Origin of the sequence: Clostridium sp. (assembly GCF_036642255.1) — a bacterium.
Classification (GTDB): domain Bacteria; phylum Bacillota; class Clostridia; order Clostridiales; family Clostridiaceae; genus Clostridium_J.
Window position 1 is genome coordinate 24,455 of sequence record NZ_JAVWDJ010000036.1, and the last position, 8,721, is coordinate 33,175.

The following is an 8,721-nucleotide window of genomic DNA, read 5'->3' on the forward strand; positions in this document are numbered from 1 at the left end:
TGTATACCTCCAAGGTTTAGTTAATTATCTTCCTTATCCTCATTTAAAGCAGACATTCTAGCTCTTTGCTCTAAATAAATAAGAAGCACTGATACATCTGCTGGAGAAACTCCTGAAATTCTAGATGCTTGACCGATATTAACTGGTCTAATACTTTTTAACTTTTGAATAGCTTCAATTCTTAGCCCTTTAATTTCATTGTAATCTAGTTCTTCAGGTATTATTTTTCTTTCATATTTCTTAAATTGATTAATTTGCTCAAGTTGTTTAACAATATAGCCTTCATATTTGGACATTATGTTAACCTGTTCTTTTACTGCTTCAGGTAAATCTACTCTCTCAGGATCAAGATCAGCTACATTGTAGTAATCAAGCTCTGAACGTTTAATTAGCTCATAGATACTTATAGGTTTTCTAAGTGCTACAGAGCCCTTACCTTCTAAAAACTCGTTAACTTCCTTTTTATTGGTAATCTGTAAGTTTTTAATCCTATTTAATTCGCTTTCTATTGCCTCTCGTTTTTCAGTAAATATTTTATATCTTTCTTCTGTAACAAGCCCAGCCTTATATCCTATTTCAGTTAGTCTTAGATCTGCATTATCTTGTCTTAAAAGTAATCTATATTCAGCGCGTGAAGTCATCATTCTATAAGGTTCATTTGTACCTTTTGTTACAAGGTCATCAATTAAAACACCAATATACGCATCTGAACGGCTTAAAATTAAAGGTTCCTTATTTTGAAGTTTAAGTGCAGCATTTATACCTGCCACAATTCCTTGGCCTGCTGCTTCTTCATATCCAGAACTTCCATTTACTTGACCTGCAGAGAAAAATCCGTCAATATGCTTAAATTCTAGAGATAATTTTAGCTCTGTCGGATCTATACAATCATACTCTATTGCGTAAGCAGTTCTCATCATTTCTGCATTTTCAAGACCAGAAATTGTTCTAAGCATCTCGATTTGTACATCTTCTGGAAGCGAGCTACTCATGCCTTGAAGATAAAATTCCTCTGTATATTCGCCCTCTGGTTCCACAAACAATTGATGTCTTTCCTTATCTCTAAATCTCATAACTTTATCCTCAATAGATGGACAATATCTTGGGCCTGTACTTTTTATTGATCCATTATATAGAGGGGATCTATGTATATTTTTCATTATTACCTCATGAGTTTTCTCATTGGTATATGTTAAATAACAAGAAATTTGCGGTCTAGTGATATCTCCACTAACGAAAGAAAAAGGTACAACTTTTTCATCACCTTTTTGTTCTTCCATTTTTGAAAAGTCTATAGATCTTCGATTAACTCTTGCTGGAGTACCAGTCTTAAATCTTCTAAGTGATATTCCAAGATCTAATAATGAGTTTGATAGTTCATTAGCAGGGAATAAACCACTAGGACCTTCATTAAGAGTTACCTCACCAATAATAACTTGAGACTTTAAATATGTACCACTAGTTAAAATTACTGCCTTACAATTGAAGTATGCCCCGTGTCTTGTAAGAACACCTTTAATTTTATTATTTTCAACATCAATACTCACTACTTCAAGTTGCTTTAAATATAAGTTCTGCTCCTTTTCAATAACCTGCTTCATTCGTTCTGAATATCTTTTCTTATCAGCCTGTGCTCTTAATGAATGAACTGCTGGTCCTTTAGAAGTGTTTAGCATTCTAGATTGAATATAGGTATTATCAATGTTTATGCCCATTTCTCCACCTAGTGCGTCTATTTCCTTAACTAAGTGACCCTTTGCTGTTCCACCAATATTAGGATTACAAGGCATAAAAGCCACACTATCTAAATTTAATGTACACATTAATGTTTTGCATCCCATTCTAGCTGCTGCAAGAGCTGCCTCACAACCTGCGTGACCAGCACCAATTACAATTACGTCATAGTCTCCACCAAAATACTTCATGAAATCACCTACTTTCCTAAACAAAATTCCTTAAATATTTTATCTATTATATTTTCTTCAAGAGAATCACCTGTAATTTCTCCTAAATATGTCCAAGCATTTCTAATATCTATTGATGCTAAATCTATGGCAAATGTATTTATAAGAGTATCTATAGCACTCTCAATACTTTCCATTGATCTAAAAAGTGCCTCTTTATGTCTAGTATTTGTTATTATTATATTATTTGTATCTATTTCACCCTTAAAGAATAGATCCTTAATTATGTTTTTAACTTCTTTAAGACCTTCTCCAGTCTTAGCAGAAATCTCTAAAATGTATTTAGAGTTAAGTGCTTTTAAATCATCTTTATCTATTTTACCATCTAAATCTGATTTATTTAATAAAATAATATATTTTTTCTCTTTTATATGTTCAATTATTTCTCTATCTTCATCGTCTAAACTTCTACTTGAATCTAGAATCAAAAGTACTAAATCTGCCTCATCTATTTTTCCTTTAGATCTTTCTACTCCTATTTTTTCAACTACATCGTCTGTTTCTCTAATACCAGCAGTGTCTACAATCTTAATAGGAACACCTGAAATATTAATATATTCTTCTATTACATCCCTTGTAGTTCCAGGTATATCAGTAACTATGGCTCTATTCTCTCTAATTAAAGCATTTAATAAAGAGGACTTACCCACATTAGGTTTTCCTACAATTACTGTACTTAATCCTTCCCTTAATATCTTTCCTTCATCTGAAGTATTAATAAGATTCTCTATATTATCCTTAATATCTTTTAACTCACTAACAGCAGCTTCTGCAGTAACCTCTTCTAAATCATCTTCTGGATAATCTACCGTGGCTTCTATATGTGCAATAGTAGAAAGTAATGTATCTCTAAGTTTTCTTATCTCCTTAGAAATTCCTCCTTCACTTTGAACAAGGGCAGATTTCATACTTAATTCTGTCTTAGCTCTAATAATATCAATTACTGCTTCTGCTTGAGATAAGTCTATTCTTCCATTTAAAAATGCTCTCTTAGTAAATTCCCCAGGTTCAGCCACCCTAGCTCCATTTTTTATCACTTCGTTCAAAATCTTATTAGTAGCAACAACGCCTCCATGGCAATTTACCTCTACAGTATCCTCAGCTGTAAAGCTTCTTGGTCCTTTCATAAAGGATACAATAACCTCATCTATATGTTCATTATTTTCATCTACAATATATCCATATCTCATAGTATAAGGTTTAATATCATCTAAAGATTTTCCATTCTTTCCTTTAAAAATCTTTGAAACAATACTTAATGCTTTATCACCAGACACTCTTATAATCGCAATTCCACCCTCACCCAAGCTGGTCGCGATGGCTGCAATGGTATCAAAATCTTTCATATTATGACACTCCTATCTAATTACTATCTATTATTTTATCCTTAAATACCAATTATATCCTAAATGATACACTTAAAGTATAAATTAAAAAGAAAGCCCATTTAGGCTTTCTTTAATTCAATAACAACTTTTCTAAAAGGCTCGTCACCTTCACTATAAGTTCTAACATAAGGGTCATTCTGTAACGTAGCGTGTATAACCCTTCTCTCATATGGATTCATAGGTTCAAGTTTTAAGGTTTTTCCACCAACTCTAACCTTGTAAGCCATTTTAGAAGCAAGCTTTTTTAAAGTTTCATGTCTATTAAATCTATAATTTTCAGTATCAAGAATTACTCTCTTATACTCCATATTATGATCTTTATTTACAACTAAGCTTACTAAGTATTGAAGTGAATCCAAGGTTTCTCCCCTGTAGCCTATCAAAATTCCCATATTAGGACCAGTTAAATTGATTTTAATCTCATTATTTTCTTCTTTAATTCTGATTTCAGCTTTAATTTTCATTGAATCTAAAACTTGTCTCAAGAAATTCTTAGCTTCATCAATATAATCTCTTTTAACAGTAACTTTTACTTTAGCAGGTTTAACACCAATTATATTTAAAAATCCTTTGCTACCTTCATCTAATACTTCGATGGTAACCTTATCTTCTGTAACTTTTAACTCTTGCAATGCATTTTTAATAGCATCTTCAATAGTCTTCCCCATGATTTCAATAGTTTTCATACCCTAAGCACCGCCCTTCCAGTATTTAAATAGGCTATATTACACTACTTCAGTGTTTGGTTTTTTATATTCTTTTTTTAAGAATAAATTTTGTAATAATTGAAGGGAGTTATTCACAACCCAATAAAGTACTAGAGCTCCAGCAAATTTAAAGGACATAAATGCAAAAAATATAGACATTCCTATATTCATTGAAGCTGCTTGCTTAGCAGCAGCATCTGTTCCACTAGCTTGCATAGACTTAGTTGAGAAATAAGTAGTTAATCCTGAAACTACTGGTAAAATATAGTAAGGATCAGGTTGCATTAAGTCATTAAGCCATAAGAACCCTGCCCCTTGATAATCAATATGTTGAAATACATAAAACATCGCGATAAGTATTGGAAATTGGATCAGCATTGGTAAACAACCGCCCATTGGACTTACATTGTTTTCCTTGTAGATTTTCATAACCTCTTGCTGTGCCTTTTGAGGATCTTTTTTATACTTTTCTTGGATTTTTTTAACTTCAGGTTGAATTGTGCTCATTTTTACTGTAGATTTTGTTTGTTTTAAACTAAGTGGTAATAAGAGTATTCTCATAATAATAGTGAAGACTATTATCGCAACTCCAAAAGATATGTCTGGGTTCGAAACAACGCCACTAATTATTCCATGAATGGCATTGAAAAACTTTACGAAAATACCAGATAAGAAATTAGTCAAATTAAACCCTCCTATTATTTCATTTTACTGGGTCATACCCACCCTTATGATATGGGTGACATCTTAAAAGTCTTTTAATGGCCATAAAACCACCTTTTATAGCTCCATACTTTTCAATTGCTTCAAAAGCATATTGAGAACATGTTGGTTCATAGATACAACAAGGAGCTTTAAGTGGTGAAATATAGCCTCTATAAAATTTAATTACTTTTAGTAATATTTTTTTCAACATTATTAAGACCTGATTTCCTTAATAAATATTTCACTGAATTTTCTATTTCACTATAACTTTTATCTTTAGAAGCACTTCTTGCAACAAAAACTAGATCATATCCTTGCTTTAGACCCTGTTTGTTTAGCCTAAAGGTCTCGCTTATCAATCTTTTTACTCTACTTCTAATTACACTCTTTCCTACTTTTTTACTAACGGAAATTCCTACTCTATTTATATTCTTATTATTTTTAAAAATGTATAATACCAATAGAGCTGTAGAAAAAGACTTACCTCTTCTATATACTAGTCTAAATTCAGGATTCTTTCTTAATCTATCTTCTTTCATTTTAAGCTGCGTCCTACTTTCTTAAGTTGCAGAAAAAGGCCACATCTGCGGCCCTTATGCTGTCAATCTTTTTCTTCCTTTAAGTCTTCTTCTTTTAAGAACGTTTCTTCCAGATTTAGTACTCATTCTCTTTCTGAATCCATGCTCTTTTTTTCTTTGCTTCTTTTTAGGTTGGTATGTCATGAACATGTGCTACACCCCCTTCTGCTCTTTTCTCTATTTATAGCAATTAGATATTACTATTTTATCGTTTTACTATTAGATTATATAGTCAAGGTTTATTAATGTCAAGATAAGTCTTATGACAAAAATTTGTTAGTTTTTACACAAATTTGTTGATAATATATATTAATTATATGATTTTTTGTGGATAACTTCTTGAATAGCCTTAAATATTTTGATATCATGTAATAAGAACTGTTAATAAGTTATATAATCAAAAGTTATGCACAGCTTGTTGATAATTCTGTGCATAACTTGTTTCTTTATTGTAGATTAACTGTTTTCATTAAAATATTATGGTCTAAAAACCTTATTTTATGCAATTTAACAATGTTGATAATAATTTTACTTAACTTGTTAATAATTTTTTCTGCAATCAGTTATTCATAAAGTTATACACATGTGAATAATTTTCTTTACCTTTGTCAACAACTTTAAATGTGTTTTAATACTGTTGATAATAGTGTTTATTCACTGTTAGTATTATGTATATATTTTTTTTATTTAGAGAATATATTTCTTATTTATCAAAATAATTTCTACGGAACGGGAGGATATGAAATGAGCACCCAGGTAAGAGAAATATGGGATAAGACCCTAAATACACTTAAAGCAGAACTTACTGAGGTAAGTTTTAATACTTGGATAAAAAGTATTGAACCAATAGCATTAAGTGATACTACAATTAAATTAGGTGTTCCTAACAACTTTACAAAAGATATCCTTGAGAATAGATATAAAGATCTAATTAAAAATTCCATACAAGCAGTTTTTAATAAATCTTATAATGTTGAGTTCTTCATTTCATCTGAAGAAGCTGCGGAATTAGAGCCACCTAAAAGATCCAGGGAAGAAAGACATACATTAGTAGTTAATGATGAAATGTCTGCAATATTAAACCCAAAGTACAGCTTTGATTCTTTTGTCATTGGTAATAGTAATAGATTTGCTCATGCTGCATCCCTTGCTGTTGCAGAATCTCCTGCGAAGGCATATAATCCTTTATTTCTCTATGGAGGGGTTGGTCTTGGTAAAACCCACTTAATGCATGCAATTGGTCATTATATACAAAGGGTTAATCCCAAATCAAAAGTAGTTTATGTATCATCTGAAAAATTTACTAATGAATTAATTAATTCAATAAAAGATGATAAAAACGTTGAATTTAGAAATAGATACAGAAACATAGATGTGCTTTTAATAGATGATATTCAGTTTATAGCTGGTAAAGATGCAACTCAGGAGGAATTCTTTCATACTTTTAATGCACTTCATGAGGCTAATAAACAAATTATACTATCAAGTGATAGACCACCAAAAGAAATTCCTACATTAGAAGATAGATTACGTTCAAGATTTGAATGGGGTCTAATTGCAGATATACAAGCACCAGACTTTGAAACAAGAATTGCTATATTAAAAAAGAAAGCAGATGTTGAAAACTTAAATATTCCAAATGAAGTAATGGTTTATATTGCTACACATATAAAATCAAATATTAGAGAACTTGAAGGTGCACTTATAAGAATTGTGGCATATTCTTCATTAACTAATAAAGAGATTAGTGTGGAACTTGCTTCTGAAGCTCTTAAAGATATAATTTCAAACAGAAATGCTAAACAAGTAACTATAGAGCTAATTCAAGATATTGTATCAAGCTACTATGGGTTAAAGATAGATGACTTTAAATCTTCAAGACGAACAAGGAATGTAGCCTTTCCACGTCAAATTGCTATGTATTTATCTAGAAAGCTTACAGATACCTCTTTACCTAAAATTGGTGAGGAATTTGGCGGCAGAGATCATACTACAGTGATACATGCTTACGAGAAGATATCTCAAAACTTAAAAAAGGATGATAACTTCCAAGCAATCATAGCTGAGCTTACTAAAAAGATTAATCAAAAGTAAAATTTATATAATTAACAACTGTTGATGTTTTTTTTAATACGTCCTGTGCATAGAAAAGTTAATAAAGTGTCTTTGTTAACATTGTGGATAAATGTAAAAATAAAATAGAATTTATCCACAATTATTTTTATGTAAAATATGTGGGTTTTTATAGGGTTAGACCACTTATCAACAAACCCACAGCCCCTACTACTATTACTACTATAATTTTTATTATTATCTAGTCTATTTATGACTATTTTCAATGTGTATAAGGAGGATTGTAAAATGAAATTCATTACTGAAAAAACCTTACTGCAGGAAGCTATATCTGATGTTCAAAAAGCAATTACAGGAAAATCTACAATGCCAATTCTTCAAGGAATATATATTTCTGCAAGAGATGGTATGCTTACATTGATAGGATCTGATATAGAGGTTTCTGTTGAAACAAAAATTAAAGCTAAAATTTTAGAAGAAGGCGAAATCGTAATAGACTCAAGGATTTTTGGTGAGATTATAAGAAAACAGCCTAATGATGAAATTGAAATTACTGAAATAGGCAAGAATAATATCGAGATACTTTGTCAAAAATCTACGACTCAGCTAATACATATGAATGCAGAAGACTATCCAAGTCTACCAACTGTAGAAGAAGATGTGGTGTTGTCAATCTCACAAAAAAATCTAAAAAATATGATAAAATCAACCATATTTGCGGTTTCTCAAGATGATACAAGACCTATATTAACTGGAGTTTTGTTTGAAATTAAAGATAAAAAACTAAATTTAGTTGCCCTTGATGGCTATAGAGTTGCATTCAGAAGTGAAAATGTAGAGTGCAGCAATAATAAAGAAGCAGTAGTTCCAGGAAAAACTCTAAGTGAAGTTTCTAAAATACTAAATGATAGCGATGAAAAAGTACAAATCACCTTCACTAAAAATCATATACTTTTTAACTTTGGAAACACTAAAGTTATATCTAGACTTTTAGAAGGTGAATTTATTAAATACAGTTCAATTATTCCTCAAGAATACAAACTTAAATTAATAGTTAAAAGAGAAGATATTCTTAGCTGCGTAGAAAGAGCATCTTTAATGGCTAAGGATGGAAACACTAATCTCGTAAAGCTAGATGTTCAAGAAGATACTATGATTGTCACCTCTAATTCTCAATTGGGAAAAGCAAGAGAAGAAATGAATATAATTCTGCAAGGTGAAGGGTTGAAAATTGCATTTAATTCTAAATACCTTATCGATGTATTTAAAATCATGGAAGAAGACGAAATCGTAATGGAGTTCACAT

At 30.8% G+C, this 8,721-nt stretch carries 9 protein-coding genes; 2 read left to right on the forward strand and 7 right to left on the reverse strand.

The features are described 5' to 3' along the window. Positions 1-20 precede the first annotated feature (20 nt). From mnmG to rpmH, 7 genes are all read right to left on the reverse strand, one after another. Positions 21-1,925 (reverse strand): tRNA uridine-5-carboxymethylaminomethyl(34) synthesis enzyme MnmG, encoded by a 1,905-nt coding sequence (gene mnmG / locus RR409_RS16025; RefSeq protein ID WP_332558777.1) that lies wholly within the window; start codon positions 1,923-1,925, stop codon positions 21-23. An 8-nt stretch (positions 1,926-1,933) separates the two neighbouring features. Further along, positions 1,934-3,310: a tRNA uridine-5-carboxymethylaminomethyl(34) synthesis GTPase MnmE gene (gene mnmE, locus RR409_RS16030; RefSeq protein ID WP_332558778.1), complete on the reverse strand. Its 1,377-nt coding sequence runs from the start codon at positions 3,308-3,310 to the stop codon at positions 1,934-1,936. A gap of 101 nt (positions 3,311-3,411) precedes the next feature. Next, a complete protein-coding gene (gene jag, locus RR409_RS16035; protein ID WP_332558779.1) occupies positions 3,412-4,038 on the reverse strand; it encodes an RNA-binding cell elongation regulator Jag/EloR in 627 nt (208 codons plus the stop codon). Between the two features lie 39 nt (positions 4,039-4,077). Continuing rightward, the gene (yidC, locus tag RR409_RS16040) at positions 4,078-4,743 is read right to left on the reverse strand and encodes a membrane protein insertase YidC (protein WP_332558780.1); all 666 of its coding nucleotides are present in this window, start codon (positions 4,741-4,743) and stop codon (positions 4,078-4,080) included. A 19-nt stretch (positions 4,744-4,762) separates the two neighbouring features. Continuing rightward, positions 4,763-4,975 carry a membrane protein insertion efficiency factor YidD gene (yidD, locus tag RR409_RS16045; RefSeq protein ID WP_332558781.1) on the reverse strand — a complete coding sequence of 71 codons (213 nt, stop codon included), beginning with the start codon at positions 4,973-4,975 and terminating at the stop codon, positions 4,763-4,765. Next, on the reverse strand, positions 4,944-5,303 hold the full coding sequence (gene rnpA, locus RR409_RS16050; RefSeq protein ID WP_332558782.1) for a ribonuclease P protein component: 360 nt from the start codon (positions 5,301-5,303) through the stop codon (positions 4,944-4,946). Before rnpA ends, yidD begins: the two co-directional genes overlap by 32 nt. A 54-nt stretch (positions 5,304-5,357) precedes the next feature. Further along, entirely contained in the window at positions 5,358-5,492 is a 135-nt protein-coding gene (gene rpmH / locus RR409_RS16055; RefSeq protein WP_017415157.1) for a 50S ribosomal protein L34, read from the reverse strand. Positions 5,493-6,086: 594 nt separating this feature from the next. Between rpmH and dnaA the strand changes: the two genes are divergently transcribed. After that, the gene (gene dnaA, locus RR409_RS16060) at positions 6,087-7,436 is read left to right on the forward strand and encodes a chromosomal replication initiator protein DnaA (RefSeq protein ID WP_332558783.1); all 1,350 of its coding nucleotides are present in this window, start codon (positions 6,087-6,089) and stop codon (positions 7,434-7,436) included. A 267-nt stretch (positions 7,437-7,703) separates the two neighbouring features. Next, the coding region (gene dnaN / locus RR409_RS16065; RefSeq protein WP_332558784.1) for a DNA polymerase III subunit beta at positions 7,704-8,721 on the forward strand (1,018 nt) is incomplete at its 3' end.